Below are 26,820 nucleotides of genomic sequence, written 5' to 3'. Positions count from 1 at the left end.
GGACTGCCGTGGTGCACGGCAAAGTCCACCCAAGTCCACCTGCAGGCCCATCAGGCCGCCATCTGTGCCGCATCGGCGGCTACCGAGACCAGCGCCCCCGCCACCCTGCCGATCTGCTCTGACGCCAATCCCGCGATGTTGATACGCCCGCCCTGCGTGCCATAGATGCCGTGATCCACACGCAGGCGCTCCATGGCATCGGCATCCAGCGGCAGCACAGAAAACATCCCCTTGTGCCGCGACAGGTTCTGTAGCGCGCTGGGCGCCCCCAGGCTGACGAGCGCATCGTCCAGCCGGCGCCGGGTGCCGATGATGCGCTGACGCATGTGTTCCAGCTCATCGCGCCAGCACGCCGTGAGCGTGGTATCGGCGAGGATGGTGGCGACGATGGCGGCGCCGTGGTCTGGCGGCATCGAATAGTTGCTGCGCGTAATGCGCTCCAGAACGCCGCTGACGGGCTGCAAGGCCGCCGCGTTCTTGCCGATTACCATGGCGGCGCCGGTGCGCTCGCAGTATAGGCCCATGCTCTTCGAGCAGCTCGCCGCCACCAGCACTGTGTCCAGCGCATCCACCAGCAACCGCAAACCTTGGGTGTCTTGCTCCAGACCTTCGGCAAGCCCCAGATACGCCATGTCGACCAACGGCACCAGCCCTTGCTCTGCGCAGCACGCCGCGACGGCCTGCCAGACGCTAGCGTCCATGTCGATGCCCGTGGGGTTGTGGCAGCAGCCATGCAGCAGCACGATGTCGCCCGCACGCGCGGCGGAAAGGTCCTCGAGAACGGCGTCGGCATCGAGCACGCCGCCCTCGGCGCGCCAGCGGTAGCGCTCCACCGCCAGCCCTGCGGCCCGCATGATGGGCACATGGTTGACGTAGCCCGGGTCGGACACCCACACGCGCGCCCCAGGCGACGCCACAGCGATGAACTCCGCCAGCAACCGCAGCGCGCCTGTGCCGCCGACGGTCTGCATCGTGTACTGGCGGGCCAGGCGTCGTGCATCGTGGCCGAGCAGCAGCGTGGCAAGGCCCGCATTGAAATCGAGATTGCCCGCCAACCCGCGGTAGGTCTTCGAGGCGCCGGCAGCTGCCAGGCGCTCCTCTGCGGCCTTTACGGCGGCCATGACCGGCGTGCGCCCGGATTCATCCCGGTAGACGCCCACCACCAGATCGACCTTGTCGGGCCGGGCGTCAGCGCGGAAAGCGGCAGTCAGGCCCCAAAGCGGGTCCGGGGCAACGGTTGCGAGGGTCGCGAGCATGTGTGGTCTCCGCAAGAGTGATGCGAGGGTCTAAGTTATGTGTCAACAGACCCTAGGCACGGTTTGCCAGGATCACGCCAGCGGTGATCACGGCAACGCCGCACACAACGGTCAAGGTCAACGATTCGCCCAGCAGGGGCACCGCCCCTAGGCATGCCAGCGCGGGTGCCAGCGAGCCGATGGCGGAACAGCGCGGCGTATCCAGATGGCGGATCGCCAACGCATACGACACGCTGGAAATCACCCCAACGCCCAGACCCTGGGCCAGCAAGAAGGGCATGGCGTTCGACAAGGTGAAATGCCCGATGTGGCTATCGACCAGGCCCACGCTCACCAGCAGCACCAGCACCAGGAACGAAGGCACGCTCAGCAGCAGCGCGCAGCCGATGGCATCGAGCCCGGCGCGGCGCAACCCCAACGTGTAGCTGCCCCACAGCAGGCTGGCCAGCAGCAGCGTTGCCGCCCCGCCGACGAACGCACCCTGCGGCGCATGCGATTGCGACACCAGCAACAGCATCACGCCGACAAGAATGATGGCGATCGCCCGCGCCCGGGCCGCGCCGATTCGCTGACGATCCAGTGCATAGGCGACCAGCGCCACCGACAACGGCGTGGTCCCCGCGATGAGCGCAGCAACGTGGGCGGCGGAGGTCGCCTTGCCGCCGGCAGACGCCATGAAGAAAAACGGCAGGCCGGCGCCAGCCAGAATCATCAGCGCACTGAGCGGCTTCACACGCCGCAGCATCGACCAGCGTGATGGCAGGAACGGCAACAGCAACAGCGTCGGCAAGCCGAAACGGATCAGCGCCACATCACCCGTCGCCAAGGGCGAAGCGCCAATGGCGCGAATCGACAAGGCGAAGCCGGCCCAGATCAACACCGTCAGCACCATCGCCGCATACCCGATCAGCGGATTGGCCTGAAAGGCTGCTCGCCCAGCCGAACCACCCGCGCCCACCCCCCATGTCAAACCGCGCATTCTTGTTCTTCCTCGATTTTCGAATGAAGACAGAATGCCTCAGCATAAAAAGTAGTATCTTGCGATTTCCACCAAGCAAAACAGCCACGTTGGCAGAATCTGCCACTCCAGGAAAGTCGCATGGACAAGAAAGACAGACAGATCATTGCGGCCCTCCAGAAAGAAGGCCGCCTGACCAATCAGGAGCTGTCGGAACGGGTCAACCTGTCACCCTCGCCTTGCCTGCGACGGCTGCGGCTGCTGGAAGAGGCCGGCGTGATCCGGGGCTACACGGCCATCGTCGACGAAGAGGCGTACGGCCTGCCCGTCACGGCGTTTGTCCATATTCGTCTGCAGCAGCACTCTCGGGACGTGGTCACGACGTTCGAGAACCGCATCCGCGCCATCGACGCGATCCTCGACTGCTACGTGCTGACCGGTGAAGCGGATTACCTGCTGCGCGTGCTGGTGGAGAGCCTGCAGGACTACGAGCACTTCGTCCGCAGCCAGCTGCATGCGATTCCGGGCATCGCGGCCATCGATACGAGCTTTGCTTATGGTGTGGTGAAGCGGTCGACGGTGTTTCCGGCGTGGGATGAAAATCGACGGAGCGCGGGGCGGCGGCGTGAAAAGCCTTCTGGCGGATAACTGAATCACCGCAAGAATTCGGCACATCTCTATTGCGTTGCACATGCCAGAATTCGTGGCTATTCACCAGGCAACTCGATACCCCCTTCCCCTTCAACAGAACGAAATGATGAAAACAGCCATAAGACTTGCTGCTTTGATTGCAGTGATGGTGTGCAGCGCTGCCGCGCAAGCAGAAACGGGGAAGATCAAGGTATGTAGATATCCGCGCATCTCATCGACCGCCGACGGAAAGGTGGTGAATTTCCCGCCCCTGAACTATGTCGGCGCATGCGACAAGAATGGGGAAAACTGCCGATCGATCACCGTCAGCGCTGAAGCTGGCAAGATCGGCAAAGAAAAGAAAGCGTGTGCCGTACTTAACGCCACCGTGACAGAGTCGGACGGTATGCCCATCAAGGCTGGCACCGAACTGCGACCAAGCTTCTCATCTGACGAGTTCCGAGGCTATGACGTACTGGCCGGCGATTTCATCGGTGCCGCAAAGGTCGTTGTTGCCTCCGACTTCAAGTAATCATCGCCGGAAAGGCGTCCAAGTCACTTCTGGATTCGCCGCCCACGTTGCTCTCACTTGCCGAACCGCCGCCACCCCGCATAGAATGTGGGGCTACGCGGGCGTCGTATAATGGTAATACCCTAGCTTCCCAAGCTAGAGCCGTGGGTTCGATTCCCATCGCCCGCTCCACCGAACAGTCTGAAGCCGCCCTCGGCGGCTTTTTTGTTGCCTGCTCGCCCTTCATTCCATCGACGGGCAATCGGCACGGGATCTTCATGCAGCCCATCGAACAGCCGGGCACCGGCCCCGACGACATCACGCCGGAATCGCAAGACACCAATAGCGCCGATGGCACTGAGAAGGGCTCGGACGTCGGCCACCCACGCCGCATCCGCTCCTTCGTACGCCGCGCCGGCCGCACGTCCACCGGCCAGCAACGCGCCATCGACGAACTCGGCCCGCGCTTCCAGCTGCCCTACTCCGCCGAGCCGCTCGACTGGGAAGCCGCCTTCGGCCGCACCGGCGCGAAGCGCATCTTCGAGATCGGCTTCGGCATGGGCGAGACGACCGCGCACATCGCGCAACTGCGTCCGGACGATGATTTCCTGGGCGTGGAAGTGCATGAGCCGGGCGTGGGCGCGCTGCTCAAGCTGATTGGTGAACGCGAGATCGGCAATATCCGTATCTGCTCGCACGATGCAGTGGAAGTGCTGGCGCACATGATTCCGGAAGGCACGCTGGATGGCATCCACGTGTTCTTTCCCGACCCGTGGCACAAGAAACGCCACAACAAGCGGCGCCTGATCCAGGGTCCGTTCGTGGCCCGCCTGGCGGCACACCTGAAGCCGGGCGGCTATCTGCACTGCGCGACGGACTGGGAGGAATACGCCCACCAGATGCTGGAAGTGCTGTCCGCCGAGCCGACGCTCGAGAACACCGCCGACGGCTTCGCGCCGCGCCCCGACTATCGCCCCGTCACAAAGTTCGAGAAGCGCGGCCTGCGCCTCGGGCACGGCGTGTGGGACGTGGTCTTCCGCAAGCGCTGACCACGCCCCACGCGCACATCAGCGCCCGCCGAAATGCGTCTCGCCGAAGAGGTTCTTGGCGTGACGCGGGAAGGCGCGCCAGTATTGCGGCGGCGCCTTGACGGTGGCGCCCAGCTCCGCGGCCGCCGCCCACGCCCAATGCGGGTTGTAGAGGAAGGCACGGCCGACGGCGACCAAGTCCGCCCGCCCTTCCGCCACGATGGCCTCCGCCTCGTGCGCCTCGTTGATCAGACCGACAGCAATGGTCGAGATGTCCGCCTCGTTGCGGATCTTCTCGGCAAATGGCACCTGGTAGCCGGTCGACAGCGGAATCTGCTGCAGTGGCGATACGCCGCCTGACGACGCATCGATCCAGTCGCAACCACGCACGCGCAGCGCCTGCGCAAACACCACGGAATCTTCCGGCATCCAGCCGCCCTCGACCCAATCGGTGGCCGACACGCGCACGCCCACCGGAATGTTGTCCGGCACCACGGCACGCACGGCGTCGAAAATCTCCAGTGGATAACGCATGCGGTTCTCGCGCGAGCCGCCGTACGCATCGGTGCGCTGATTGGCGATCGGCGAGAGGAATTCATGCAGCAGATAGCCATGCGCGCAATGGAGCTCGATGGCGGCCATCCCCAGGCGTACGGCGCGGCGTGCGGTGCCGACAAACTGCTCGCGTACGCGGGCTAGGTCGGCATCGGTCATCTCGCGCGGCGCACGCTCTTCCGGGCGCTGCGGCAATGCGGAGGGACCCATCGTCTCCCAGCCGCCCGCATCGAGCGGGAGCAGCGCACCACCCTCCCACGGCCGTGCGCTCGATGCCTTGCGGCCCGCATGCGCGATCTGCATGCCGATCGGCACCAGCGCGTTCTGTCGAATGGCGGACAGCGTACGTTCCAGTGCGGCTTCCGTCGCGTCGTCCCACAAACCCAGGCAGCCGTTGGTGATGCGGCCTTCCGGCGACACGGCCGTCGCCTCGATCATCAACAACCCGGCTCCCGACAGCGAGAGGCTGCCCAGATGCGTGTGATGCCATGCGGTGGCCCGGCCGTTGTCTGCCGAGTACTGGCACATCGGCGAGATGACGATGCGGTTCTCAAGCGTAAGACCGCGCAGTGAAAAAGGCTGGAAGAGTGCACTCATGATCGGGAGACTCGGTGGTCAGCGGCTGACGGAAGCAAGCCGCCAGTGTGTCCGAATCCGCCCGATCGTGCAGACGGCGCGAAAGCCTCGCGCCAAGGAAGGGAAATGCGCGCCTGCTTAGGCTTGCCAGGCGATCAGGTGCGTGTACGCCGTCACCAGCACGATGATGCCGAAGATGATCCGGTACCACGCAAAGCCGCGGAAATCGTGCGTGGCGATGAACTTCAGCAACCAGCGCACGCAGAAGAACGCCGAGATGAACGCGGCCACAAACCCCACCCCGAAGATCGACAGATCATCGGCCGACAGCAGCGCACGCGACTTGTACAGCTCATACACCGTCGCGCCAAAAATCACGGGAATCGCCAGGAAAAACGAGAACTCCGTCGCCACCTTGCGCGACAGGCCGAACAGCAGGCCGCCGATGATGGTCGAGCCCGAACGCGACGTACCCGGAATCAGCGCGAAGCACTGCGCGAAGCCCACCTTGATCGCATCGGAGATACGCAGGTCGTCCAGCGTTTCGATGCGCGGCGCGCCGGCCTTGGCGGCTTCGAGCAGCGCATTGGCGCGCGGGTCGTGCGTCTCGCCGCGATGACGCTCGCGCCATTCGGCCCACAGGATCACCAAGCCACCAATGATGAACGCCGATGCCACCACGATCGGGTTGAACAGATGCGCCTTGATCGACTTACCGAAGATCAGCGCCAGCGTGATCGCGGGAATCGTCGCCACGATCACGTTGATCGCAAAACGCTGCTGGCGCGCGTCACTGGGCAAGCCCTTGATCACGTCGATGATCTTGTGGCGGAACTCCCAGCACACCGCCAGGATGGCGCCGAACTGGATCACGATCTCAAAGATCTTGCCCTTCTCGTCATTGAAGTCGAGCAGTTGGCCGGCGAGGATCAGGTGGCCAGTGCTGGAGATGGGAAGGAATTCGGTCAGACCTTCGACGATGCCGAGAATCAGCGCTTTGATGGCGAGTGCGATGTCCATGCAGTGGGCAAAGAGGGAGAAAAAAACGAAGCGCTGGGCGTGCTACCGAGCTCAGGGCCGCTTGGCCTGAACGTGTACGCCTTCGGGCAAAACCGTGATTGTACCGGGCTCGACGGCAATTCCCGCCACTTTCAGCTGCTCGGGTTTGAAGGTGTAGACCGCGTAGTCATTGAGCAACTGGCCGGCGATCAATGAGCCGATCGCGCTGATCTGCGGGCCCACGCCGCCGGGCACGTTCTGCAGGTCGAAGCGATCGACGTTGGGCTGATCCAGGCGAATCGAGCGGGTCGGCGCGTCGTAGTGCAGGCCGCTGGAAACGGCCAGCGGCCCCGTTAGCGGCTGGCGAAACAGACCACTCTGCACCTGCGCGTCCGCTTGGATGGCGATGCGGTTGCGTGCCGCGTCCAGCGTGATCTGCGGGTTGGTCAACGTCACGTCGAAGAAGCCCAGGAAGCGCCGCTGAAACGGAAACTTGCGCGCCAGCGCTTCTTGCATCTGGCCGCGTGAAAAGGTGTAGCCATCGCCTGTCCAGCCTGTCGGCATACACGCGACCAGCACGGCCGCCACCGCGACAGCAACAGCAGTTGCCCCGGCCCACCAGCGAACACGGTTCGGGCGGGATGCAGGTTTCGTCGAATCGTTCATCTTGGTCAATGCGCTGCGGTGGCGATTTCGAGCCGGGTCAGGAACTGCATGGCATGGACAGCAGATGCGCCGCACATATCCGGCTCCGGCTGCAGGCTGCCGCAGACTGCCGGACGGTCCGGTCGGCCGAAGATGCGGCAGCGGTTGGCGTCGTCCAGTTGCGCACAGCGCACACCAGCCGGCTTGCCGTCGGGCATGCCAGGAATCGGGCTGGAGATGGAGGGCGCAATGCAACACGCGCCGCAGTGGGGTCGGCAGTCCATGGCCGGGTGATGAAGGAAATCGCGGTGGAAACCGCTATTGTGCACCAGCACATTCGAGGCCCAATCCGATTGACAACAGCGATTGCCAGCACCGATGCCGCTTGACCCACACTTGCGGCATGCGTACATTAATGACCCGAAAGTAAGTTATCTGTGAGTCAGTGACGCCAGTGGCGTTTCTGCACCGGCCCACACCCCCAACGCAGTGACCGACGTGACCGACCGAGATTCCGAGTCTTCCGCCAAACGCTGGACGCGCCGTAAAGAGGCCCGCCCGCAAGAACTGGTTGCCGCCGCGCTGAACCTGTTCGTGGCGCGCGGCTATGCGGCCACGCGCCTTGAAGACGTGGCGGCTGCGGCGGGCGTGTCCAAGGGCACGGTCTATTTGTATTTCGCCAACAAGGAAGAGCTCTTCAAGGCCGTGGTGCAGGAAAATCTGGTTCCCGCGCTGGCCGAGGGCGAAGCCCTGATCGACAGCTTTGACGGCACCAGCGAAGCGCTGCTGCATGAAATCCTGATGGGGTGGTGGGAGCTGATCGGCGAATCGCCGGCTTCGGGCCTGACCAAACTGCTGATGGCCGAGTCGGGCAATTTTCCCGATCTGGCGCAGTACTACAACGAAGAAGTCATCGAGCGCTGCGACCGCCTGTTTGCCCGCATCCTGGCGCGCGGCGTCGCCCGCGGCGAGTTCCGCGACACCGACGTGGATCTCTCCACGCTGGCCCTCACCGCGCCCATGCTGTTCCTGATGATGTGGAAGCACTCGTTCGGCCCGTGCGCCGCCAAGGTGCTGGAACCCAAGGCCTTCATTACGCATGTCGTGGCGCTGATGCTGCACGGGCTGTTGCGCAGCCCGGTACCGGGCGCAGTGGTGCCCCCGCCACCTCCGCTCACCGAACAACCGTGGCGCGCGCTGCCCGAGGGCGGCAGCAATGCCGATGAGAGCGCCTCGTCATGACACTGTCTGCCGGAATGTCCTCCGGACTTGCTAAAATGCCGGGTTTGTCGTCAAACCCTCATTTGCATCACTCGCTCCGCGTGGAAGGCATGCCCATGGACATCGAAAAATCCCGGTTCAACATGATCGAGCAACAAATCCGTCCGTGGGACGTGCTCGATACCGACGTGCTCGACCTGCTCAGCGTCGTCAAGCGCGAACACTACGTGCCCGAGGCCTACCGCGCGTTGGCCTTCGTCGACATGGAAATCCCGCTGGCGGGCGGCCAGAACATGCTGGCCCCGCGTGTGGAAGCCCGCGTGCTGCAGGAGCTGGCCGTGCGCAAGCACGAAGACGTGCTGGAAATCGGCGCGGGCTCGGGCTACATGGCTGCCCTGCTGGCGCACCGCGGCCGCCAGGTCACCACGCTGGACATCGTGCCCGAACTGGTTGCCTTCGCCCGCGACAACCTCTCCCGCAATGGCGTGACCAACGTCAACGTGGTGGAAACCAGCGGCGCGCAAGGCTGGGGCGATGGCCTGTACGACGTGATCTGCGTGTCGGGCTCGGTGCCGGCCGTGCCGGAAGCCCTGCTCAAGCAGCTCAAGGTCGGCGGCCGCCTGGCGATCTTCGTGGGCGGCGCACCGGTCATGGAAGCGCAACTCATCACGCGCCTCGCCAACACCGAATACCAGACGCGCAACCTGTTCGAAACGTACGTGACGCCGCTGGTGGGCGTGTCCGCCCCTTCGCAGTTCCGTTTCTGAGCGATTGACCCAACCCGCTCGGCTCACCCCAATCATCATGCAACAGCTCGCTCCCACCGCCCTCGCCCAATGGCTCGCCGACGCTTCGCGCGCGCAGCCCATCCTGCTCGACGTGCGGTGGGCGGAAGAACTGGAAGTCTGCGCCCTGCCTGGGATCACGCATATCCCCATGGACCAGATTCCAGCACGTGCCGGCGAGCTCAATGCTGACCAAGACATCGTCTGCATCTGCCACCACGGTGGGCGCAGCGCGCAGGTCGCGCAATTTCTGATCACGCGTGCGGGCTTTGATGCTGCGCGTGTGTACAACCTGCAAGGCGGCGTCCATGCCTGGGCCAACCAGGTAGACCCGCAGATGGCGACGTACTGATTGGGGAAGCTGCCGCCGGACGCCGTTGACTGAACGCGGCGTCTGCGCTGCCTTCCGAACGCGAACGTTTTCCTCCTCGTCCGGGGGCTTTATGAGTGTTGCTCGCAGTAGCCGCATGCGGATGGCCGCGCGCGGTTCGCTGGTTGTGCTGTGCTGGTCGATGTTGCCGATGTTCGCGTGGGCGCAATCCCAACCGAACGTGCCGGCCGCGACCGACCTTCTCTCCGCTTACCGCGCCGCGTTGGCCAACGACCCGCAATTCGCGTCGGCCCGCGCGCAATCGCTTGCCCAGCGCGAAAAGCTCACGCAAGGCCGCGCCGGCCTGTTGCCGCAGATTGGCGGCGCGTGGAGCTCAACGCGCATCATCTTCGATCAAACCGCGCCGGCCGAATTCAACAAGACGTTTTCGTCAACCGGCTGGACGCTATCGCTTTCGCAGCCGCTGTTCCGCTGGGACCGCTGGGAAACCTACAAGCAAGGCGAGATTGCCGCACAGGCCGCCGAGGCCTCACTCGCGCAAGCCCAGCTCGACCTCATCACGCGTACGGCGCAAGCCTACTTTGATGTGCTGAATGCGCAGGACACGCTGCAGCTCGCTACCGCACAGCGCGACGCGATCCAGCAGCAGTACGAACAGGCACGCCGCAACTTCGACGTCGGCAACGCAAACATCACCGATGCGAACGACGCGCAGGCACGGCGCGATGCAATTGATGCCAACGTCATCGCGGCGCGCAGCGACTTCGAGGTCAAGCAATCGGCGCTCAGACAGATCATCGGCGAGCCAGTCGGCCCGCTGGCAGGCGTGCGCGCTGGCGCTCCCATTCCGCAGCCTGAACCGGCCGCCGCAGAACCCTGGGTGGACCAAGCCCGCAGCAGCAACCTGCAAGTGGCACTCGCGCAATACAACCTGCAAAGCGCTGAGCGCGATGTGAAGAAGGCCAACGCTGGCCATCTGCCGTCGGTGGACTTGGTGGCGCAGACGGGTCACACGAATGCCAGCGGCAACCAGTATCTGCCCTCGCTGCCGGGCGGCGCACGCTTTGATAACTCGCAGATTGGCGTGCAGGTGTCGATTCCGATCTTTGCGGGCGGCGCGATCCAGTCCCGCGTGCGCGAGAACATTGCGCTCGAAACCAAGGCCGCGAACGATCTTGAGTTCGCCCGCCGCTCCGCTGAGCAAGGCGCGCGGCAAGCGTATATCGGCGTGATTGCGGGGCTGGCGCAGGTGAAGGCGCTGGAAGCGGCTGAACTGTCGGCACGCACGGCGTACGACTCCAACCAGCTCGCCTACGGTGTAGGCGTGCGCATCGGCACCGATGTGCTGAACGCGCAGGCCCAGCTGTTCCAGGCGCGGCGCGATCTGGCACGCGCGCGGTACGACACCATCCTGAATGGCCTGCGGCTCAAGTCGGCCGCCGGCTCGCTCTCCGAGGCCGACGTGATTCAGGTGAACACACTGCTGACGGCCAACGGATCGAGCGATATCACCGCGCTGCCACCGCGCCCGAATCGATCGGCCAAGCGCTGATTAGTGCGTCTGGCCGCGCGGCGGCAACGGACGTTCAGCAAACTGCAGCAGCGCGCCGCTGGTGGTCTTCCAGATGATCTGGCGGCCCTGCTTGCCGTCTGCCGAGGGCTGCATGCCGACGGTCGCCAGCGGCGATTTCAACGCCTCCAGGAACGCGGTTTCCAGCTCCATGCGCGGCGGATCGCATGCCATGCGCGTCGAAACGAGATTGCCGAAGCGCATACCCGAGGCCAGCTTCTCGTACGGCCCCGAAAAGCGGTTGCAGCCCGAGTAACCCGACACCACACCGTTGGCCGCATCCAGGCCCGCACTGAACTCGACCGAGATCGGCTGCGCGGCCGGGTCCGCATTGTCCTCTTCTGTGGAAGGCAGTTCCTTGGGGGCGGCGCCGGGCTCTTGCCAGCGCACCAGCACAAAACGGGAGCGGCCTTCGCTCTGGGCTTGGGTCAGCGTGGCCTGGCCAGGGTTGGGCGCAGCGCTAGCGGGCGTCGGCTTGGTTTGGGCGGCCGGTACCGATGCGGAGGCAACCGGCACAGACGCAGCAGCGGACGGTACGGCCGGCTTGGACGAGGCCGCTGGCGTCATGCAGCCGGCACCGATGATGGTGGCGGCTGTGAGCGAGGCCAGCGCTGCTGCCGTCAGCACCACCCGGCGGGGCGTCTGCAGCAGGCTCGGCTTAGGACGATTCGGTTGAGACATGAACGGGTCGTAGACAGTGACAGAGTGCAAACTGCGTGAAGAGCCATTAGTCTGCACGGCTCGCCATGAGTTCGCACTTTTCGTGCCGAAACCAGCGACTGCGTTACAGCGTCGGCAACACCAGCGATGCCACGGCCTCTACAGTGCGTGCCGTCGCGCCCCCATGCGTGGCCGCAAACGCCAGCGCTGCACGTGAGGCGGTTTCCCGCGCATCGGCATCCGACAACCACGTATCGATCACGCGCATCACCGCGCTTGCATCTTCAACCTGGACACACGCGCCCGCGGCCACGGCGTCGCGCGTGGCCTGCGCAAAATTGAACGTGTGCGGACCAATGACCACCGGGGTGCCAACCGCACACGCTTCGATCAGGTTCTGCCCGCCCAGCGGCAGCAGGCTGCCGCCGATGAACGCCGCTTCAGCAGCGGCGTAGTACAGCACCATTTCGCCCATCGAATCACCGAGCAGGACGTCGGCATCGCGCAAAGCGGCGTCGTTGGACATACCAGCGCCCGACACCGTCATCGCGCTGCGGCGGGCCACACGCAGGCCCGCGCGCTCGGCCAATTGCGCGACCTCATCAAAGCGCTGCGGATGACGGGGCACGAGAATCAACAACGGGTGCCGACGTCCGGCATGCTGCGCGCGATGCGCTTGCCAGGCCTCCAGCAACAACGCCTCCTCGCCTTCACGCGTGCTGGCGGCGACCCAGGCGGCGCGTCCACCCAGGGCATCGTGCAGCACGCGCCCAGCCATGATCTGATCCACATGCGGTGTGATGTCGAACTTCAGGTTGCCGGTCACACGCACGCGCGGCACACCAAGTGAGCGATAGCGATCCGCATCGTCCGGTGTTTGTGCCAGCACGGCGGCAAGCTGTGCGTATGTCTCGCGCGCGGCGTCACCGAGTCGGGCCGTGCGCCGATGGCTGCGCGCAGAAAGGCGCCCATTCACCAACACCATCGGCACGCCGGCCGCATAGGCGCGCTCGATGAGCACGGGCCAGATTTCGGTCTCCATCAGCAGCCCGAGGCGCGGCTGGAATTGGCGCAGGAACCGGTCGACCGCGCCGGTGAGGTCATACGGCAGATACGCCTGGATAACACGGCCGTTGCGCTGTGCAGCGAACTCCGCGCCAGTGCGGCGGCCCGTCGGCGTCATGTGCGTGAGCAGCACAGCGTGGTGCGGAAAGCGCGCGAGTAATGCGTCGATCAGCGGCTGCGCGGCGCGTGTCTCGCCGACCGACACGGCGTGCACCCACAGCAGCGGCCGATCAGGGTTGACGCGCGGGGGATAAAAACCGAGCCGCTCACCGACGTGCTGGCGATACCCGGGCTCCTTGCGACCGCGCCACCACAGGCGCAGCAGTGCGAACGGCAATGCAATGCGCCACAGCCAGCGATACAGAACGCGCAGCATCAGAGCACACCCAGCGCACGCAGCGCATCAAGCGCTTGCGCGCTGGTGGGATGGGCCTCGGCGCTGCCGAGGTCGTGCACGTTGGGCGTCCAGTAACCGCCCGTGCGCCATGATGTGGTGAAGTTGTAGAGCGCCACAGTCGGCTTGCACAGCGCAGCGGCAATATGCACGAGACCCGTATCCACCCCCACCACGGCCGTCGCTTGTTCAAGAAAGGCCGTCACATCGGGCAGCGACATGCGCGGCGGAATCACCACCCGCCCCACCGTGCCGGGCACCGCAGCAACGATGGCCTCGCGAATGGATTCACTGGTGCGTCGCTCCACCTCGCTGCCCCACGGCAGCGCGATGGCGTAGTCGCGCGCCAGCAGCTCGCGCGCAACGTCCACCCACGCAGCTTGCGGCCACCCCTTGTCGGCACGCGACGTGGCATGCACAAGCGCCACATACGGACGTGGCAGCGGGAACGGCAACTCAGCCCGCGGCTGCAGACCAAAATCGATGGTATCGGGCAGCGTGTAGCCGAGCGCTTCCGCCACCATGCGGCGCGAGCGCTCGACCACATGCACACGCGGCTCCATCATGATCTTGCGTTGGTAGAACAGCTTGGCGAGCGGCTCGTAGCCCGCACCATCCGTGCGATTGCCCAGCCCCGCGACAAAGCCGCTTGGCGTCAACCTGGCCTGCGCCGCAATCAGCGCGGTCTTGATGAGGCCCTGCGTATCGACCACCGCATCGTACGATTTGGCGCGCAACGCACGGCGGAACGCCGCCATCTCGCCCCACGTCTTGCCGGAACCCAGCGACTTGCGCCAGCGCCGCAACGCAAACGGAATCACGCCCTGCACGCCGCGCACAATGCGCACGATGCCGGCAAAGCCTTCTTCGACCACCCAGTCGATCTCGGCACCCGGATACGCACGCAGAATGTCCGCCACGACAGGCGTGCAATGCACCACATCGCCAAGCGACGACACCTTGACGATCAGCACACGCATGCCGTCATCCTTTCCCCCAACTTCATGAACGCGGACAGATCGATCAGAACGGCAGTGCCGCGTCCGGCTTTTCAGCCAGGATCGCGTGACGGAACTGCGCCTGAATGCGCGCCATGGCCGCATCGTTATCGGCCTCGAAACGCATCACCACCACGGGCGTGGTGTTCGACGGGCGCGCCAGGCCAAAGCCGTCTTCATATTCCACGCGCACACCATCGATGCGGATGACTTCCTTGGCACCGTCAAACGTGGCGTTGGCCTTGATCTTGTCGAGCAGCGCGAACGGCTCGCCTTCAGCACATTTCAGTTGCAACTCCGGTGTGCAATGCGAGTTCGGCAGCGCGTTCAGTGCAGCGCTCGGATCCGCCAGTCGCGAAACGATTTCCAGCAGGCGCGCGCCCGTGTACAGGCCGTCATCAAAGCCGTACCAGCGGTCCTTGAAGAAGATGTGGCCGCTCATCTCGCCAGCCAGCGGCGCGCCGGTTTCCTTCAGCTTGGCCTTGACCAGCGAATGGCCGGTCTTCCACATCGTCGCCTTTCCGCCATGCTCGCGGATGAACGGCGCCAGCTTGCCTGTGCACTTCACGTCGAAGATGATCTCGCCGCCCGGATTGCGCGACAGCACTTCCTGCGCGAATAGCATCAGTTGACGGTCGGGGAAGATCACCTGGCCGTCCTTGGTGACCACGCCGAGGCGGTCGCCATCGCCATCAAACGCGAGGCCAAGCTCGCAATCGGTCGTCTGCAGCGTGCGCACGAGGTCTTGCAGGTTCTCGACGTGCGCCGGGTCCGGGTGGTGGTTCGGGAAGTGACCATCCACCTCGCAGAACAACTCCGTCACCTCGCAGCCCATCGCGCGGAACAGCTCGGGCGCAAACGCACCTGCCACGCCGTTGCCGCAGTCCACGGCAATCTTCATCGGGCGGCTCAGCTTGACGTCGGAGACGATGCGGTCGATGTACTGTTGACGGATATCCACCTGGACGTAGTCGCCCGCGCCTTCGGTGAAATCGCCCTGCTCAATGCGAGTGCGCAGCGCCTGAATTTGCTCGCCATAGATGGCTTGGCCGGCCAAGACCATCTTGAAGCCGTTGTAGTCCGGCGGGTTGTGGCTGCCGGTGACCATCACACCCGACGTGGCACGGCGGCCGGCCAGTTCAATGTTGGTGCCGAAGTACACCATCGGCGTAGCGACCAAGCCCAGGTCAATCACGTCGACGCCGCTTGCGCGCAGGCCGTCTGCCAGCGCTGCCAGCAGTTCGGGGCCCGATAGGCGGCCATCGCGGCCGATGACGACGGCGGATTCGCCCTTGGCGCGCGCCGCCGCTCCGAAAGCACGGCCGATCAGGCGAGCGGTTTCGGTATCGACGGTTTTTCCGACGATGCCGCGGATGTCGTAGGCTTTGAAGATGGTGGGGTCGATGCTGCGCATGGAGTCGTCCACAAGATAGAAATACGATGTTCGCAATTGTAAACGGTCAATGGTGTACGCCCGCATTGCGGCGATCTACGAACGATATAATTGCGAGTTGGGCTTTCTGTGCCGGCCTGCTTCCGCGCCCATTGGCGCACCTTACCCAGCCTGACGCGGCCAATCCATGCCTGCGACCTCACCATCCGACCGTCCGCGTGTTGCCTACCTGATTACGAACTCCGAAACCGGAGGGGCACAGGCGCACGTCGCCGATCTTCTGCAAGCATTGCGCGATCGCGTTGAACCGGTGCTGCTCGCTGGAGGCAACGGCCCGCTGTTCGCCGCAGCCGAGGCTGTGGGCGTGAAAACCATACCGCTAACACGACTCGATAACGCACTTTCCCCTATACGCGCGATTGCCGCACTGTGGCAGCTGATGCGCGCCTTGCGGACTGCGAAACCCGATCTAATCCACGCGCATAGCGCCAAGGCAGGCATATTGGGACGGTTGGCCGGGGCGCTACTCGGCATTCCCGTGATCTACACGGTGCACGGCTTTGCTTTCAAGCCAGCCGCCCCCGTTCCTCAGCGCTTTGTGGCGCATACCGCCGAATGGCTATTGGCGCCATTCGCCACGCACATGATCTGCGTGGCAAACGCCGAACGTGCCCTGACCGCAACATTACCAATTGCTGCGTCGCGTATCAGCGTCATACATAACGGTATTGCAAGCAGCAATGCCCTTGCCACGCCAGATGCGCCAGTCAGACGTATCGTCATGGTGGCGCGCCTGGCTGCGCCGAAGCGAGGGGATCTTCTTATCCGCGCGTTTGCCAGTGCGGCATTGCCTGATTGCGAATTAGTCCTGGCGGGAGAGGGGCCGCAGCAATCGTCCTTGCAAGCTCTGGCCGACAGCCTGGCGCCTGGTCGAGTGAGATTCGCGGGCGCAGTGACGGATGTACCCGCGTTGCTGGCATCCGCCCAGATTTTTGCGCTCGCGTCCGACCATGAAGGTTTTCCAATCTCCATCCTGGAGGCCATGCGTGCGGGCTTACCCGTCATTGCGAGCGACCTGCCCGGTATCCGCGAGCAGTTTGAAGGGGGTACCTGTGGGGTACTCGTTTCCAACAACGATGAGCAAGCCTGGACATCTGCACTGATGAACCTGGCGAAAGACGCCACCTTGAGAGCAAACCTGGGACAGAAAGCCCAAACGCGTTGGAGGCAGGCATTCGGTGTTGATTCGATGGCCGATTCGACTTGGCAGGTTTACGTACAGGCACTGACACGGACAGCGAAGACGCATCGCTTGGCAGCACGCCCAACAGCAGGCGAACAATGAACGAGAGCCACAGCGCCAAACCCGCCTCCCTTCCGATCCGAGTCCAAAGTTCGGAGACGATCCGACGCGCCACTCGCATGCTGGGGTGGGCCGCCCTGGGACTGCTCCTTCTGGGGCTCAGCCTCGTATTGGCAGAATTCGCCAACCAAGCTGGCTATGTAACGAATGTCTTCCGGCGCACGCTGCTATGGTCCGCCGTACCTTATCTGTTGGCCTTCGTGCTGCTGCATCGCTCGCTGCATCTACCCACCATGGAAGGCAATAGCCTGACCGGGGTGGCTGCCACGCTACCCTTCGCGGCACTGCTGTTCGTGTTTGCCTCCTTCCATATCGAGTATTCGCGGGGCGCCCTGCTGGTCGCCTATCTGATTACGTTGATCTGGATCTGGTTCGGCTACCGGCGTTTTGTGCGCAACTACCTGCCGGTGTTCGGCTACACCGACACCGCAGCACTGACACAACTTGAGCAAATTCTCGCTATGCCCGGTGCGGCGCCGGCCAGCCCGAGCCGCTTTCAGCGCATCGACTCCCTCGCAGAAGCCGTGCATTGCGACGGTCTGATGCTTGACCGCAACGCAACGGCTGACCCGGAGCGCACCCGCACGCTGGCCCAGTTCAAGCTCAGCCATGTGCGCATGTATTCGGTAGAGCGGATTGGCGAAATGCTGACGGGCCGCGTAGGCCTGGCGCACATTGACGAGAATTTTCTCGACGATTACGCCGCCCACTATTTCTACAGCTTCATCAAGCGCGCGCTTGATCTGGCTATGGTGCTCTGCATGGCTCCGCTCGCATTGCCAGTAGGGCTAGTGGTTGCTGCAGCCATCCGGCTGGAATCACCTGGTCCGGCACTGTTCCGGCAAGTACGTGTCGGACTGTTCGGCAAGCCGTTTACGATGCTCAAGTTCCGCAGCATGGGCGTCGAGGCGACAGCGCCCGCACAATTTGCCGCCAGACAGGATCCGCGTGTCACCCGTATCGGTCGCGTCATTCGCAAGTATCGACTGGATGAAATCCCGCAGCTGTGGAACGTTCTCCTCGGCCACATGAGCCTGATCGGGCCTCGGCCTGAGCAGGTTCCCATGGTGGATGAGTTTGCCCGAACCATCCCCTACTACCCCTACCGCCACTTGGTCCGGCCCGGGCTATCGGGCTGGGCCCAGGTCCAACAAGGCTACGTTGGCACACACGAAGAGACCGTGACCAAACTCAGCTATGACCTGTATTACATCAAGCATTGCTCCTTCGCTCTAGACCTGCTGATTGCAGTGAAGACGTTGCAGACGCTGCTTACGGGGTATGGGGCACGGTAAATATGGCAGCCTATGTAGCGTCCGCCGCGGGTGCGGCAAGCATGCGCATCCTGTTGCTCAGTACAGGACTGAAGCTGGGTGGCGCCGAACAACAAGTCGCGGCATTGGCCCGCCAGTTCGTCCACCTCGGACATCACGTGGCAGTGGTCAGCCTGACGCCGGGCCGCGACGTTGAACTGCCCACCCCGGTAACGGTGGTACAACTGGGTATGAGAAAAACACCGCTGTCTATGGCGCGAGCGCTTTGGAAATTGCGTGCCCTCGTGCGGGAGTGGCAGCCAGATGTTATCCATGCCCATATGGTGCACGCCAACCTGCTTGCCCGGATGCTTGCTGCAAGCGGTACCGCAACACCCGTCATCTGCACGGCGCACAGTGCGCGGGAAGGCGGGCGTTTGCGCATGCTGGCCTATCGGCTGACAGACCGCTGGGCACGCTTGACCACACATGTCAGCGCGCAAGGCCGCCTGGCCATGGTCAAAGCCGGGGCCGTATCCGCCACACGCATCAAGGTGGTCGCCAACGGTATCGATACGCAAATGTATCGACCTGACACCGTTCTCAGGCAACACGGCAGGGCGGCATTGGGCCTGCCGGATGATGTCCGCCTATTGATTAACGTCGGCAGGCTTGTGCCGGAAAAAGCGCAGGCCATGCTGATCGATGCCTTTGCGCAGCTCAACCCCGACATCGACGCTCGGCTGCTCATTGTGGGAGAAGGTCCGGAGCGCGATGCGCTGGAGCGGCGCATCCGTCATCACGGCTTGGAGGAGCGCGTCATCCTGGCTGGCGCACGCCGAGACATTGCCACCCTACTCAACGCGGCGGATCTATTCGTACTCTCTTCCGACGTCGAAGGTATGCCGCTCGCCCTTGCCGAAGCACTCGCGTGCGGACTGCCCGCGGTTGCGACCGACGCGGCAGGCGTTGCGGAACTACTCAATAACTGCGGAGAAATCGTGCCCCGAGGCAACGCTTCCGCCCTTGCAGAGGCCATGCAGCAAGCGCTGATTCACCCGCAGACCGATACCGCCGCACAGGCAGCGCGGCGCGAACGCATCTTGTCGCGCTTCAGCCTGGAAGCCGTCGCGCATCAGTGGCTAGCGTGCTACGCGCAGTTCATCCGCCCAGCGCGCATGACCACTGAGGAGACCGCGTAATGCAGCGCAACGTCGCTAACAATCTGATGTGGATGCTGACCGAGCGTGGGGTGCAGATCAGCGTCGGCATTGGTGTGGTTGCTATGCTCGCCCGCGGGTTGGGCCCCGAGGGATTTGCCCACTTCCAATATGCGCAAGCCGTCGTCTACATCGCGTCTTCAATCGCCTTGCTTTGCAGCGGAGAGGTGGTCGTCCCCCGCTTGGTGGCGAGCCCGGACCCCATGGCGCAGCATCGGTTAGTCGTGCACGCTTTCGGCCTCAGATTGGCCGCAGGTATGCTCGCTTACCTGTTGATGTGCTGCTTTCTGATCGCCACCCACCAAACGATCGAATTCTGGCTGCCATCGCTCATCCTTGGCATCGCGGTGTTGCTGCGCGAGCCTTCCGGCATTGTCACGACGTGGATGCAGGCGCATACCAGAACCCGCCCGAACGCCCTGTTCAACATGATGTCGCTTGGCGTCAAAGCGAGCATCGTCGGGCTTCTGCTGGCGCTGAGCGTGCACAGTGTACCCACATATGCAACCGCTTTCGCGGCGGAAGCCGTTGTCATGGCGTGTCTGCTCGGCGGTTTCTATTTGGCTCGCGCCCCGCGTATGCAAGTCGAATACGATGCGCCGCTCGCCCGGGAACTGCTCCGCAACGGCCTGCTGTTCTGGGTTAGCTTCATGCTCATGATGGGGTCACGCCGCATCGACCAGCTCTTGCTCAAACCGCTGGTCCCGTTGAGTGAGTTGGGTGCCTATGCTGCCTCGATGCAGATTCTCGACAACTTTGTCATGGTGGCCACGATCCTTGCCGCCGGGCTCGCGCCCATCTATGTGTATGCGCAACCAACGCCGACTGCAGCGCGCCGCAACATCCTCAAGATCGCCGCAGGCATGACTGCCATCGGTGCGACCGGCGCCCTGCTCATTGCCGTCTGCGCGCACTGGATCATCCACCTGCTCTATGGCGCCGCCTTTGCCTCCGCAGTCAATCTGCTGCGCCTTGCGGCGCTGGCCTCAACGCTGGTCTTTGCCGACGTCGCGCTCACCCTGCTGCCCATCTTCCTGCGTCGCCCAGGTGTGATCGCCCTGAAGTGGGGGATTGCGTTTACCGTCACCGTCATCATCGACGTCGTTGCCATTCCGCGGCTAGGCGTAGAAGGCGCAGTTCTGGGCTACGCGATTGCCAATCTGTTTTCCGTACTCTTCGGCATCGCTGTATGGGTTCGTTGCCGCAGCCAACAGCCGACGATGGAGAAGGCCCCCGCATGATGGACCGCACCGCGCAGCGTCCACGCGTATGCTTTTTGACAGGCACACTCAATGCCATGGCCGGCGCCGAACGAATGACGGCCACCGTTGCCAATGCGCTAGCAGAACGCGGCTTTACCGTCAGCGTGCTCAGCCTCTGGGATCGATCAAGCTGCTTCTCGTTGCACCCTTCGGTCCAGCATGACGCGCTGTTCGATCAGCGCCCGTCATTCAAACGCGCTTACGCCGCAACCGTCTTCGGCATCAGGCGGCACGTTAAACAACTTCGCATCGACGTACTGATTCAGGTCGACACCATGCTCGCGCTGTTTGCGCTGCCCGCCACACTAGGGCTCGGTGTGCGACACATCGCCTGGGAGCATTGCCATTTTGACGAAGACCTGGGCAGGCGCGCCCGCAGGCTCGCTCGGCGCCTCGATGCGCGGTACTGCCAACACATCGTCGCCCTGACCGAGCGCGACCGCAACCGATGGATAGAGGCAGCCCAACCGCGGGGCTCGGTGGCCTGCGTACCGAACCCGCTGCCTTTCGCCATGCCCGACCAGGCTGCATCCAGGACGACCAAAAAGGTCTTGGCAGTCGGCAGGCTTGTCCAAGCAAAGGGGTTTGACGTGCTGCTGCGCGCCTGGGCCGTTGTTGCACAACAGGCACCGGACTGGAAGCTGATGATCGTAGGTGAAGGCGAAGAGCGCCCAGCGCTCGAAGCCCTGCGCAGTCAGTTGGCGCTAGATGACAGCGTGGAGCTGCCTGGCATCTACCTCGACGTGACAAAGGCCTACGAGCAGGCCACGATCTTCTGCCTCAGCTCACGTTACGAAGGCTTCGGATTGGTGTTGATCGAGGCGATGGCGTACGGTCTGCCGATTGTCTCTACAGATTGCGAGACTGGGCCGCGTGAATTGCTTGGTGACGGTCAGGCCGCGGTTGTGGTGCCTGTTGATGATCCGGCAGCGCTTGCGGCTGGGCTGCTAAGCGTGATCGACCAACGAGAGATTGCGGCACGGCTCGGCACAGCCGGAAGACAGAAAGCCGATGCGTATTCGCTTGGGCGCATCGCGCTGCAGTGGGAGATGTTGCTACAACCCCCAGCTCAGTGAGCGAGCAGTCGGCGCAAGGCGCGCAGAAGCTAGTGAGCGCCTATAAGCCCCGGCTCTTCAAATTCTCCAGCCAAGCTCATTCGGTTCAAGAACGTTGCATCGTTCTGTGCGATCGGCGCTCGACTCTCACTGCCCATGCCACCGCGAAAACAATCGACGCCCCCGGCGAAGAAACAACGCGGCATTACTCATCGCCGCCAAATGCAACACTGTCACGATCATGAACGACAGGAACATCCACGACTCAGGCATGCCCAGCTTCCACGCCACAGTACCAATCATTCCCAGAACAACATTGCTGGCGAGGATGGTCCAGATCACCGCATTCTGCGACATCCCCATGCGCGACAGAATGTGATGGAGGTGGGTACGGTCAGCCGACATCGGATTGCGTCCGGAAAAAACCCGGCGCGTCACCACCGAAAGCAGATCAATCAGCAGCAAGCCAACGACCCACAGCATGACGGTCGGCGGAACATGCCGACGCGCCTCGTTGTAGGCGGGTTGCGAAAGCTCCACCGCAAACCAAGCAATGGCCAACCCAAGCATCAGGCTTCCAGCATCCCCCAGGAATACACGGCGGCTCCGGCGCAGCGGATTGGGCATGTTGAAAACCAGAAAGCCGACCAATGCCCCAACCAGCACCACGCAGATCCGTTGCGCTGCGTTGTTGCCAACCTCCCCCGCCAAGTAGGCGAGCCAACCCAATACGATGGCAGACAGGCCTCCGGCCAAACCGTCCAGCCCGTCGGACATATTGACGGCGTTGATCACTGCCACGACTGCGAACAGCGTCAGCGGGATACCCCAGTTTGCGAGATCGACTTCGCGCTTGCCCATGAGGTCGCCCAGCGACGACAGGAAAATCCCGCCCCAGGACGTCATCAGCACACCCGCAAACAGCTGTGCGCCGAGCTTCGTCAAAGGAGACATCCCTTTGAGGTCATCGATTAAGCCAACAAAAGCAAGAACACACAGGCCGCCGAACAAGGCAACGTAGTACCCCTGCGAACGCATGAAAAGGATGCCACCGACACCCACCGCTACGAGGATCGCGAGCCCCCCGACGAGCGGCACATCGCCGTCATGACGTTTGCGCCCACCCGGCCGATCCAGCAGGCCACCCCGCTTGGCCAAGGGACGCAGCAATAGCACGGCTACGGCGCTCACCAGCGCCGACATTGCCGGTACCCAGAAGAAATCGAACATACGAATCCCGTCGTCAGTATCTGCGCGGCGCACGAAGCCGGAACTGCCAGTAGGCAACAGAGGTCATTAATCGGGCAAGACTTTGCATGTGCCAAGTGAGGTAGCGCCATTTACGGCGGCTTGCTCGCTGAGCATCGTGCACAACTTCACTGCACTGAACCCAAGTGACCGCACGGCCAATAAGGTGAACCCGCAAGCAAATATCGACATCCTCACAGTAGAGATGATATCGCTCGTCAAAGCCGTTTAACGCAGCAAAGGTGCCTCGATCGAAAACGAGGCACATGCCAGCTAGCCAGTCCACCTGTTGTTTTGATACTGAAACCAAATAGTCTGGCTCGAACCGTCAACGACTCCAGCGCAATAACAAACGGGCCAGTGTTGGGACTTTCCTTGCGCTGTCCTCAAGTCGACCACTTGGCGTAGTCACTCTTGGGCCCACTACACCTGGTTGATGTGCGATCGCTTTGACCAGTGCCGCTAAGCAGTTAGCCGTTAACCGTACGTCAGGATTCAGAACACAAAAATAAGGGGCCAAACAAACACGAAATGCAGCATTATGGTTTTCACCAAACCCTTTAGGGCAATCATTCTGAATCCAGACTAGATTAAACGCGGGATCCTCGTCAATGACACAACGTTCTTCCGGCAAATTCTGCGTCACGATCACCTGTATGGGCAATTGACGCGCTGCGCGCATGAGTTGCTGCAACAACGGCGCCAACAACTCCCCCTGACCATGACTCACAATAGAGACCGTAAGCTGTGGCTGAGGGTTGCCTCCCCTCGGTTGACTCCCCACCGAATCCAATCCCATCAGAGCACACGCAATTGATTCACTTGATACACACCGCGAGAAGAGATCAACTGACGGTCCTGAGCATTGACGCGAACTCCGGTGTGGGAGTCCACGATGCACGCATCTCCGATATGTATACGGGGGTAAATCGTTGCACGGGTGCCCAGAAAACACCCAGTACCAATCGCTGCGTCGCCGTTGAGGGCGGCATAGGGCGATAGCACCGAATAGGCCCCTACTACTGCACCGTGGCCGACACTGCAGTGCACGTTTGCAACGCTTCCTTTATGAAGGGATGCCTTGCTGTTAACGATGGTGAATGGGCAAACGAGCACGCCAGAATCAATTCGTGCGGACGGCGAGACAATAGCCGAACCATGCACATAGGCGGGAGTTTCCACTTCATTTGCCGCGAGCAGTTCCATCACAGTGCGCCGCCCCTTCACTGAGCCAATCGCTACCACAACCGCCTGCCCCTTCACCGGTCGATACCCCTTGATTGAACCGAGGTGTTTTGTGTTTTCGCCATCAGGCAATTGCAATTGCTCGCTTGGCGTATCATCGATAAAGCCGGCGACCGTCGGGCCACCGCTGCGGGCTTCCGCTTGCAGATAGTCGTATATCTCCAACCCAAAACCACCGGCCCCTGCGATAACAACTGATGTGATTGGGGACGCGTGAATCAACGGCATAGTGCTTCGATTATGTTTTAAGAAATTAATTGAATGCGCTTAGGCAATAGTAATCTCGCGCATAAATACACGCAGCAAATCAAATCCATCCCACACTGGCGCAAAATCTAGTGCTCGCCCGAATGGAACAATTCGGTCTATGCCTGCAAGCGGGACTTCAGTCACAAAAGTCTTCAAGGTATGCTGATCAAATCCAGCGTAGGACACTGTCTGGACCCTTCGGTCCAACAATGGTCGCAGTGCATTCAAGTCCGGCAATGCGGCCTCAAAAAATAGGCCCGCGCCACAATGCAGTTGATCATGTAACGCCGGACGATCAAGCCACACTCTTACAAGGTCATTGTTGACGGTAGTTGGGACGCTCACCTGCGCCTCAATCGCCATGATGTCTTCGGCAACCAGCTTGTTGACATAGTCGGCATCAGCAAAGCGCTCCTGCCGCGCCACCACACGTTGTTCAAGGCGCATCCAAAAGTCAGCGGCAGCGTCCTTGGCAGCCGCCTCATTACCTACCCAGAGCACAAGCCGCGGGGACGAGCAAGCCATCTGATCAAACCAATACGCGTCGTTATAGAACGCGTCCACCCAACTCTCCTTCCGCTCCACGTCGGCAGCATGCCATGCCGAAGCATCGATCAGCGCCAGCGAATACTTGTTGGCGAAGGCTACTTCGGAAGCCGTCGGTGGCAGGGGAATTTTCCGAATCTGCTCAACCGTAGTATTCCCCCCCCAGATCGCCCGAACATCGCACACGGCTGAAAACCGGGCTGTAATCTGATCATCCGGCGCATAGCGCACCAGTAGCGTCCGTTGAGCGATCGCCTCGTGGACTGGATCCCTCAGAAGCTGGCCAATGGCCCCAACCAACAAATCAGCTTGCACCGAAGCTTTGCTAGAAAGGCGCACAATGTTGCGGTTACCCGTCAGCAGAGAAAGGAACCACGAATAAACAAAGATCGTGTCAACGTTGGATGGTGCGATGTGCAGAACGGTGCCTCGCGGCACCAGTAGCGCATTTCCCTGGCGTTGCTCCAAGTCTGTACGTAAGCGTTCGAGATTGGCCTTGCGCATCCAAAAGGCCAACGCCGTTAACTCCGGATACATTCGAGCTTCCGGCATCCGCATTAGCGCCGAGGACAGCGCCTCCACAAATGCCAATGATGCCTTGTCAAACGACGGCAACGGCGCTACGCCTCGCAACGCTTCGGGTGATGGGGCATCTGGCAACAAAGGCTCGTATTGGTTCATCACCCCTCCACTACCGTGCCGGCCACGTCGGCTGCATGAGTGTCACTACACCCTCGCAATTCAGCCTTCGCAACACGGCCATGCACTCGGAACGTTCGACCCAATCGCCCACATGGACAGTCGTCGATACCAATCCATTCGCCCACGTCTTCGGTCAGGAGGCTATGCCCCGGATAGCTGGTGGGCAAGGCAGACAATACTTGGATCAATCCCTGCTTCCCCCGAGACAACACTGACCAATCACGCGCGTCCCGAATCAAGACGTCTGCAAACACCGGTGCGTGCAGACGCCCGTGCTCGCATTCCATAAAAATCGAACCGACCTGTTCGACCATGCCATAAAAATTGTGGATGGCCTGAATATTAAACGCGGCGCCCAAAGCGCTCTTAAAGGTGTCATTATCCACCGCCTCATCAAGCAACTTCTTCCAACCACCGCTGTGAATTAGAATCGCATTCTCAAATTTTGGCGGATCTGGAATATCCTTAAGCGCCTGGTAGAAATATTTCCAAACCATGAAGGTAAAGCCAAACAAGAATACGCGTTGGCCTCGATGGCGCTCCAAGAAGGCTCGTATCGCAGCAACGTCCGGCGTCATGTCCTCGTCACGCAGAGCGTAGGTATGATCCCGCCCGAAATTTGACAGCCCCAAGATGCCAGCACCGCGTGCCGAAAAGGATTGTCGATTCTTAATGACACCCGGATGATCAATAATCAGCATTGGCAGGCGTGCCTTACCGAGAAACTGCTGCAGGATCAGCACGAGCGCCTTTGTTTGGGCCATTGATGTGTCGCGATCGAGCACAATGCGAGACACGCGCTGCGAAGTCGTGCCCGACGATGTCAACACCTTGAACACATCTTCCGCCGGCACTGAACTGAGTTCGTATTCTTTGAATAAGCGCACTGGCAAAAACGGTACTTGGTCCAACGCGAATCTCTGACCATCCTGATATCCGTGGGCACGCAAAATCCGGGCATAGGGGTTGCATTCCTGCATATGCCGCCATGTAAGCTGGCTCAGCGTATCGGCCAAGGCATCCGATTTTTTCTCGCGGTCTAGGCCATAGACCGGCCAAGCGAAATAGGGACGTTCGTTCGTCATAGTGTTCCCGCGCTACC

26 protein-coding genes and 1 tRNA gene are annotated in these 26,820 nt (G+C 62.2%); 13 read left to right on the top strand and 14 right to left on the bottom strand.

All coding sequences use genetic code 11. The features are described from left to right. Nucleotides 1-50 precede the first annotated feature (50 nt). Both ACS7SF_RS14280 and ACS7SF_RS14275 read right to left on the bottom strand, forming a co-directional pair. Complete coding sequence (locus tag ACS7SF_RS14280) at nt 51-1,256, bottom strand: amino acid aminotransferase (RefSeq protein WP_439890393.1); 1,206 nt, start codon at nt 1,254-1,256, stop codon at nt 51-53. Nucleotides 1,257-1,308: 52 nt separating this feature from the next. Continuing rightward, the gene (locus ACS7SF_RS14275; protein WP_439890392.1) at nt 1,309-2,235 is read right to left on the bottom strand and encodes an EamA family transporter; all 927 of its coding nucleotides are present in this window, start codon (nt 2,233-2,235) and stop codon (nt 1,309-1,311) included. Nucleotides 2,236-2,355: 120 nt separating this feature from the next. Between ACS7SF_RS14275 and ACS7SF_RS14270 the strand changes: the two genes are divergently transcribed. The 4 genes from ACS7SF_RS14270 to trmB all read left to right on the top strand — a co-directional run bounded on the left by ACS7SF_RS14270 (nt 2,356) and on the right by trmB (nt 4,404). Further along, complete coding sequence (locus tag ACS7SF_RS14270) at nt 2,356-2,862, top strand: Lrp/AsnC family transcriptional regulator (protein WP_439890391.1); 507 nt, start codon at nt 2,356-2,358, stop codon at nt 2,860-2,862. A 106-nt stretch (nt 2,863-2,968) separates the two neighbouring features. After that, complete coding sequence (locus tag ACS7SF_RS14265; protein WP_439890390.1) at nt 2,969-3,376, top strand: hypothetical protein; 408 nt, start codon at nt 2,969-2,971, stop codon at nt 3,374-3,376. A 97-nt stretch (nt 3,377-3,473) separates the two neighbouring features. Further along, nucleotides 3,474-3,547, top strand: a tRNA-Gly gene (locus ACS7SF_RS14260). An 86-nt stretch (nt 3,548-3,633) separates the two neighbouring features. After that, the gene (gene trmB, locus ACS7SF_RS14255; RefSeq protein ID WP_439890389.1) at nt 3,634-4,404 is read left to right on the top strand and encodes a tRNA (guanosine(46)-N7)-methyltransferase TrmB; all 771 of its coding nucleotides are present in this window, start codon (nt 3,634-3,636) and stop codon (nt 4,402-4,404) included. Nucleotides 4,405-4,422: 18 nt separating this feature from the next. On the opposite strand, the gene ACS7SF_RS14250 is transcribed toward trmB, so the two are convergent. From ACS7SF_RS14250 to ACS7SF_RS14235, 4 genes are all read right to left on the bottom strand, one after another. Continuing rightward, the gene (locus tag ACS7SF_RS14250) at nt 4,423-5,535 is read right to left on the bottom strand and encodes an NADH:flavin oxidoreductase/NADH oxidase (RefSeq protein ID WP_439890388.1); all 1,113 of its coding nucleotides are present in this window, start codon (nt 5,533-5,535) and stop codon (nt 4,423-4,425) included. A gap of 117 nt (nt 5,536-5,652) precedes the next feature. Next, nucleotides 5,653-6,534 carry an undecaprenyl-diphosphate phosphatase gene (locus tag ACS7SF_RS14245; protein WP_439890387.1) on the bottom strand — a complete coding sequence of 294 codons (882 nt, stop codon included), beginning with the start codon at nt 6,532-6,534 and terminating at the stop codon, nt 5,653-5,655. 51 nt (nt 6,535-6,585) lie between these two features. Continuing rightward, the gene (locus ACS7SF_RS14240) at nt 6,586-7,179 is read right to left on the bottom strand and encodes a DUF1439 domain-containing protein (RefSeq protein ID WP_439890386.1); all 594 of its coding nucleotides are present in this window, start codon (nt 7,177-7,179) and stop codon (nt 6,586-6,588) included. A 5-nt stretch (nt 7,180-7,184) separates the two neighbouring features. Further along, nucleotides 7,185-7,442 (bottom strand): YkgJ family cysteine cluster protein, encoded by a 258-nt coding sequence (locus tag ACS7SF_RS14235; RefSeq protein WP_439890385.1) that lies wholly within the window; start codon nt 7,440-7,442, stop codon nt 7,185-7,187. 214 nt (nt 7,443-7,656) lie between these two features. On the opposite strand from ACS7SF_RS14235, the gene ACS7SF_RS14230 reads away from it, so the two are divergent. The 4 genes from ACS7SF_RS14230 to ACS7SF_RS14215 all read left to right on the top strand — a co-directional run bounded on the left by ACS7SF_RS14230 (nt 7,657) and on the right by ACS7SF_RS14215 (nt 11,047). Further along, nucleotides 7,657-8,400, top strand: a complete 744-nt coding sequence (locus ACS7SF_RS14230; RefSeq protein ID WP_439890384.1) for a TetR family transcriptional regulator — start codon at nt 7,657-7,659, stop codon at nt 8,398-8,400. Nucleotides 8,401-8,495: 95 nt separating this feature from the next. Next, nucleotides 8,496-9,146, top strand: a complete 651-nt coding sequence (locus ACS7SF_RS14225; RefSeq protein WP_439890383.1) for a protein-L-isoaspartate O-methyltransferase family protein — start codon at nt 8,496-8,498, stop codon at nt 9,144-9,146. A 37-nt stretch (nt 9,147-9,183) separates the two neighbouring features. Then, nucleotides 9,184-9,516 (top strand): rhodanese-like domain-containing protein, encoded by a 333-nt coding sequence (locus ACS7SF_RS14220; protein ID WP_439890382.1) that lies wholly within the window; start codon nt 9,184-9,186, stop codon nt 9,514-9,516. Nucleotides 9,517-9,637: 121 nt separating this feature from the next. Then, nucleotides 9,638-11,047, top strand: a complete 1,410-nt coding sequence (locus ACS7SF_RS14215) for a TolC family outer membrane protein (RefSeq protein ID WP_439892763.1) — start codon at nt 9,638-9,640, stop codon at nt 11,045-11,047. Here ACS7SF_RS14215 and ACS7SF_RS14210 read toward each other — a convergent pair whose 3' ends face one another. The 4 genes from ACS7SF_RS14210 to ACS7SF_RS14195 all read right to left on the bottom strand — a co-directional run bounded on the left by ACS7SF_RS14210 (nt 11,048) and on the right by ACS7SF_RS14195 (nt 15,596). Beyond that, on the bottom strand, nt 11,048-11,746 hold the full coding sequence (locus ACS7SF_RS14210) for an META domain-containing protein (protein ID WP_439890381.1): 699 nt from the start codon (nt 11,744-11,746) through the stop codon (nt 11,048-11,050). A gap of 103 nt (nt 11,747-11,849) precedes the next feature. Then, entirely contained in the window at nt 11,850-13,166 is a 1,317-nt protein-coding gene (gene waaA / locus ACS7SF_RS14205; protein ID WP_439890380.1) for a lipid IV(A) 3-deoxy-D-manno-octulosonic acid transferase, read from the bottom strand. Beyond that, a complete protein-coding gene (gene waaC / locus ACS7SF_RS14200) occupies nt 13,166-14,164 on the bottom strand; it encodes a lipopolysaccharide heptosyltransferase I (RefSeq protein WP_439890379.1) in 999 nt (332 codons plus the stop codon). The genes waaA and waaC overlap by 1 nt, the downstream gene beginning before the upstream one ends. A gap of 43 nt (nt 14,165-14,207) precedes the next feature. Continuing rightward, the gene (locus tag ACS7SF_RS14195) at nt 14,208-15,596 is read right to left on the bottom strand and encodes a phosphomannomutase/phosphoglucomutase (protein WP_439890378.1); all 1,389 of its coding nucleotides are present in this window, start codon (nt 15,594-15,596) and stop codon (nt 14,208-14,210) included. A gap of 166 nt (nt 15,597-15,762) precedes the next feature. Between ACS7SF_RS14195 and ACS7SF_RS14190 the strand changes: the two genes are divergently transcribed. From ACS7SF_RS14190 to ACS7SF_RS14170, 5 genes are read left to right on the top strand one after another with little or no spacing between them, the layout of a single operon-like run. After that, nucleotides 15,763-16,920: a glycosyltransferase family 4 protein gene (locus ACS7SF_RS14190; RefSeq protein WP_439890377.1), complete on the top strand. Its 1,158-nt coding sequence runs from the start codon at nt 15,763-15,765 to the stop codon at nt 16,918-16,920. Next, complete coding sequence (locus ACS7SF_RS14185) at nt 16,917-18,233, top strand: sugar transferase (RefSeq protein WP_439890376.1); 1,317 nt, start codon at nt 16,917-16,919, stop codon at nt 18,231-18,233. Before ACS7SF_RS14190 ends, ACS7SF_RS14185 begins: the two co-directional genes overlap by 4 nt. Nucleotides 18,234-18,274: 41 nt before the next feature. Then, entirely contained in the window at nt 18,275-19,393 is a 1,119-nt protein-coding gene (locus tag ACS7SF_RS14180; RefSeq protein ID WP_439890375.1) for a glycosyltransferase, read from the top strand. Next, nucleotides 19,393-20,652, top strand: a complete 1,260-nt coding sequence (locus ACS7SF_RS14175; RefSeq protein WP_439890374.1) for a lipopolysaccharide biosynthesis protein — start codon at nt 19,393-19,395, stop codon at nt 20,650-20,652. The genes ACS7SF_RS14180 and ACS7SF_RS14175 overlap by 1 nt, the downstream gene beginning before the upstream one ends. Then, nucleotides 20,649-21,749 carry a glycosyltransferase family 4 protein gene (locus ACS7SF_RS14170; RefSeq protein WP_439890373.1) on the top strand — a complete coding sequence of 367 codons (1,101 nt, stop codon included), beginning with the start codon at nt 20,649-20,651 and terminating at the stop codon, nt 21,747-21,749. The genes ACS7SF_RS14175 and ACS7SF_RS14170 overlap by 4 nt, the downstream gene beginning before the upstream one ends. A 126-nt stretch (nt 21,750-21,875) precedes the next feature. Here the strand turns inward: ACS7SF_RS14170 and ACS7SF_RS14165 are convergent, their stop codons facing one another. The 4 genes from ACS7SF_RS14165 to ACS7SF_RS14150 all read right to left on the bottom strand — a co-directional run bounded on the left by ACS7SF_RS14165 (nt 21,876) and on the right by ACS7SF_RS14150 (nt 26,803). Further along, nucleotides 21,876-22,958 carry an MraY family glycosyltransferase gene (locus tag ACS7SF_RS14165; RefSeq protein ID WP_439890372.1) on the bottom strand — a complete coding sequence of 361 codons (1,083 nt, stop codon included), beginning with the start codon at nt 22,956-22,958 and terminating at the stop codon, nt 21,876-21,878. An 816-nt stretch (nt 22,959-23,774) separates the two neighbouring features. Continuing rightward, nucleotides 23,775-24,449, bottom strand: coding sequence for an acetyltransferase (locus ACS7SF_RS14160; RefSeq protein ID WP_439890371.1), 675 nt, complete (start codon nt 24,447-24,449; stop codon nt 23,775-23,777). Nucleotides 24,450-24,488: 39 nt separating this feature from the next. After that, nucleotides 24,489-25,697 carry an acyl-CoA reductase gene (locus tag ACS7SF_RS14155; RefSeq protein WP_439890370.1) on the bottom strand — a complete coding sequence of 403 codons (1,209 nt, stop codon included), beginning with the start codon at nt 25,695-25,697 and terminating at the stop codon, nt 24,489-24,491. Continuing rightward, entirely contained in the window at nt 25,697-26,803 is a 1,107-nt protein-coding gene (locus ACS7SF_RS14150; RefSeq protein WP_439890369.1) for a LuxE/PaaK family acyltransferase, read from the bottom strand. The genes ACS7SF_RS14155 and ACS7SF_RS14150 overlap by 1 nt, the downstream gene beginning before the upstream one ends. Between the last annotated feature and the right edge of the window lie 17 nt (nt 26,804-26,820).

Source organism: Ralstonia sp. 25C (assembly GCF_051904805.1).
Classification (GTDB): Bacteria; Pseudomonadota; Gammaproteobacteria; order Burkholderiales; family Burkholderiaceae; genus Ralstonia.
Note: the sequence above shows the minus strand (reverse complement) of the source record. Positions and strands in the feature narration are given on the sequence as shown.

Bases quoted from the DNA above. Each gene is read 5' to 3' on its own strand.
- waaA (WP_439890380.1), bottom strand. From the start codon at position 13,166: ATGCTGCGCGTTCTGTATCGCTGGCTGTGGCGCATTGCATTGCCGTTC.
- ACS7SF_RS14195 (WP_439890378.1), bottom strand. From the start codon at position 15,596: ATGCGCAGCATCGACCCCACCATCTTCAAAGCCTACGACATCCGCGGC.
- ACS7SF_RS14175 (WP_439890374.1), top strand. From the start codon at position 19,393: ATGCAGCGCAACGTCGCTAACAATCTGATGTGGATGCTGACCGAGCGT.
- ACS7SF_RS14220 (WP_439890382.1), top strand. From the start codon at position 9,184: ATGCAACAGCTCGCTCCCACCGCCCTCGCCCAATGGCTCGCCGACGCT.
- ACS7SF_RS14280 (WP_439890393.1), bottom strand. From the start codon at position 1,256: ATGCTCGCGACCCTCGCAACCGTTGCCCCGGACCCGCTTTGGGGCCTG.
- ACS7SF_RS14210 (WP_439890381.1), bottom strand. From the start codon at position 11,746: ATGTCTCAACCGAATCGTCCTAAGCCGAGCCTGCTGCAGACGCCCCGC.
- ACS7SF_RS14165 (WP_439890372.1), bottom strand. From the start codon at position 22,958: ATGTTCGATTTCTTCTGGGTACCGGCAATGTCGGCGCTGGTGAGCGCC.
- ACS7SF_RS14245 (WP_439890387.1), bottom strand. From the start codon at position 6,534: ATGGACATCGCACTCGCCATCAAAGCGCTGATTCTCGGCATCGTCGAA.
- ACS7SF_RS14215 (WP_439892763.1), top strand. From the start codon at position 9,638: ATGGCCGCGCGCGGTTCGCTGGTTGTGCTGTGCTGGTCGATGTTGCCG.
- ACS7SF_RS14160 (WP_439890371.1), bottom strand. From the start codon at position 24,449: ATGCCGTTGATTCACGCGTCCCCAATCACATCAGTTGTTATCGCAGGG.
- ACS7SF_RS14250 (WP_439890388.1), bottom strand. From the start codon at position 5,535: ATGAGTGCACTCTTCCAGCCTTTTTCACTGCGCGGTCTTACGCTTGAG.
- ACS7SF_RS14265 (WP_439890390.1), top strand. From the start codon at position 2,969: ATGATGAAAACAGCCATAAGACTTGCTGCTTTGATTGCAGTGATGGTG.
- waaC (WP_439890379.1), bottom strand. From the start codon at position 14,164: ATGCGTGTGCTGATCGTCAAGGTGTCGTCGCTTGGCGATGTGGTGCAT.
- ACS7SF_RS14180 (WP_439890375.1), top strand. From the start codon at position 18,275: ATGCGCATCCTGTTGCTCAGTACAGGACTGAAGCTGGGTGGCGCCGAA.
- ACS7SF_RS14240 (WP_439890386.1), bottom strand. From the start codon at position 7,179: ATGAACGATTCGACGAAACCTGCATCCCGCCCGAACCGTGTTCGCTGG.
- ACS7SF_RS14270 (WP_439890391.1), top strand. From the start codon at position 2,356: ATGGACAAGAAAGACAGACAGATCATTGCGGCCCTCCAGAAAGAAGGC.
- ACS7SF_RS14190 (WP_439890377.1), top strand. From the start codon at position 15,763: ATGCCTGCGACCTCACCATCCGACCGTCCGCGTGTTGCCTACCTGATT.
- ACS7SF_RS14155 (WP_439890370.1), bottom strand. From the start codon at position 25,697: ATGAACCAATACGAGCCTTTGTTGCCAGATGCCCCATCACCCGAAGCG.
- ACS7SF_RS14170 (WP_439890373.1), top strand. From the start codon at position 20,649: ATGATGGACCGCACCGCGCAGCGTCCACGCGTATGCTTTTTGACAGGC.
- ACS7SF_RS14150 (WP_439890369.1), bottom strand. From the start codon at position 26,803: ATGACGAACGAACGTCCCTATTTCGCTTGGCCGGTCTATGGCCTAGAC.
- ACS7SF_RS14225 (WP_439890383.1), top strand. From the start codon at position 8,496: ATGGACATCGAAAAATCCCGGTTCAACATGATCGAGCAACAAATCCGT.
- ACS7SF_RS14275 (WP_439890392.1), bottom strand. From the start codon at position 2,235: ATGCGCGGTTTGACATGGGGGGTGGGCGCGGGTGGTTCGGCTGGGCGA.
- trmB (WP_439890389.1), top strand. From the start codon at position 3,634: ATGCAGCCCATCGAACAGCCGGGCACCGGCCCCGACGACATCACGCCG.
- ACS7SF_RS14185 (WP_439890376.1), top strand. From the start codon at position 16,917: ATGAACGAGAGCCACAGCGCCAAACCCGCCTCCCTTCCGATCCGAGTC.
- ACS7SF_RS14235 (WP_439890385.1), bottom strand. From the start codon at position 7,442: ATGGACTGCCGACCCCACTGCGGCGCGTGTTGCATTGCGCCCTCCATC.